This window comes from Pseudomonas frederiksbergensis (assembly GCF_003732665.1).
In the GTDB taxonomy this organism is placed as follows: domain Bacteria; phylum Pseudomonadota; class Gammaproteobacteria; order Pseudomonadales; family Pseudomonadaceae; genus Aquipseudomonas; species Aquipseudomonas frederiksbergensis_G.
In genome coordinates, this window is sequence record NZ_MOBP01000031.1 from 1 (window position 1) to 1505 (window position 1505).

General features: G+C 56.3%; 1 protein-coding gene. It reads left to right on the plus strand.

From position 1 onward, the window contains the following. Nucleotides 1–89 precede the first annotated feature (89 nt). The gene (locus BK665_RS32955) at nt 90–1103 is read left to right on the plus strand and encodes an IS110 family RNA-guided transposase (RefSeq protein WP_123410633.1); all 1014 of its coding nucleotides are present in this window, start codon (nt 90–92) and stop codon (nt 1101–1103) included. The last annotated feature ends 402 nt before the right edge of the window (nt 1104–1505 follow it).

Sequence of the window (1505 nt, forward strand, 5' to 3'; positions counted from 1 at the left end):
ATCTGAGAATCATCTGGCCGGCCTCCCCACCTCACAGAGGTGGCGCAAAATTCAAGGTGCGAACTTAGACTTTTGCTGAGGAGGCCGTGATGAAATTCTGTGGCATAGACCTGCATTCGAACAACAGTGTTGTGGTGGTTACCGACGAAACGGACCGGGTCCTGGTCAGCCGGCGCTGTCCCAACGAGTTGCCGGTCATTCTCTCGCTGCTGGAGCCGCACCGTGACGAACTGATGGGTGTGGTGGTCGAGTCGACCTACAACTGGTACTGGCTGGTCGACGGCCTCAAGGCTGCTGGCTTCGAGGTGAAATTGGCCAACCCCGTCGCGATGCAGCGCTACGACGGTTTAAAGCATTCCGATGACAAGGATGATGCTGCGTTTTTGGCGCATTTGCTGCGACTGGGGATCTTGCCCACTGGCTACATTCATCCACCTGAAGAGCGCGCGTTACGCGACCTGGCGCGCAAACGGATTCAATTGGTGCGCACGAGAACCCAGCACATCCTGGCCGTCGAAAACATCGCCGCACGCCAGTTGGGGCATAGCCTGAGCTGCAATGAAATCAAAAGCTTGTCAGCCACCTCCGTTGACAGGCTCGGCCTGCCAACGGACGTGGCTTTGGCGATGAAGGCCAATGTGGCCGTGGTCCAGGCAGTGGAAGCCCAAATCGCGGGGCTGGAAAGTCGGTTGCTGCATCAGGTCAAGTTACGGCCGGAGTTTTCCTTGCTCAAAACCATGCCGGGGATAGGTGAAATACTGGCGACGGTAATCATGTTGGAAACCGGCGATATCAACCGTTTTGCGGATGTCGGCAATTTCGCGTCCTATGCTCGATGCGTAAAAAGTGCGCACTACTCCAACGGCAAGAAAAAGGGCGAAGGCAACACCAGGAACGGCAATGCTTACTTGATTTGGGCGTTCATCGAAGCCGCCAATTTTGCACGGCGATTCAGTGAGGAGGCCAAACGATTTTTCGAGAAGAAGAAAGCCAAGACCAATGGTGTGGTCGCTACCAAAGCGCTGGCGCACAAACTGGCGCGGGCGAGTTACCACATCTTGAAGGAGAAGCAGCCTTTCGATGCCAAACGCTGTTTCGCCTGAAGGGCGAGTTTGGTGATGGTCGGGCAACCGAAAGGGGACTGGGCGTGAACCATGAATCTGAGTGGCGTCCGGCCATTACCGCCTGAGTGTGTTGTAACCGGGTCGTCTGCCAAGTGAGCCCACCGGGACTGGACGTGCACAGCGCACGAGCCACAGTTCTGTGACACGTTTTGGACACATTGGCGGCACCAACGTTTCTCTGGGGCAGTTCACTGCCAGGGCGGTGCATGCAACATCGTTACCGCTTGATCCACATGGGTGTCAGGCACGACTCGGTCGTAGCCATTGACGAGAAAACGGGTACGACGGGTTCAACCGGGCAGGTTGCTAGAGAGGCAACCCTGCAGTTAAAAACTGCAGGGAGAGTTGGCTTTTAGCCTTGACTGGAGACCGGCTAATGGG

Excerpts from the sequence above, each read along its gene's own strand:
- BK665_RS32955 (WP_123410633.1), top strand. The coding sequence starts at position 90 with ATGAAATTCTGTGGCATAGACCTGCATTCGAACAACAGTGTTGTGGTG.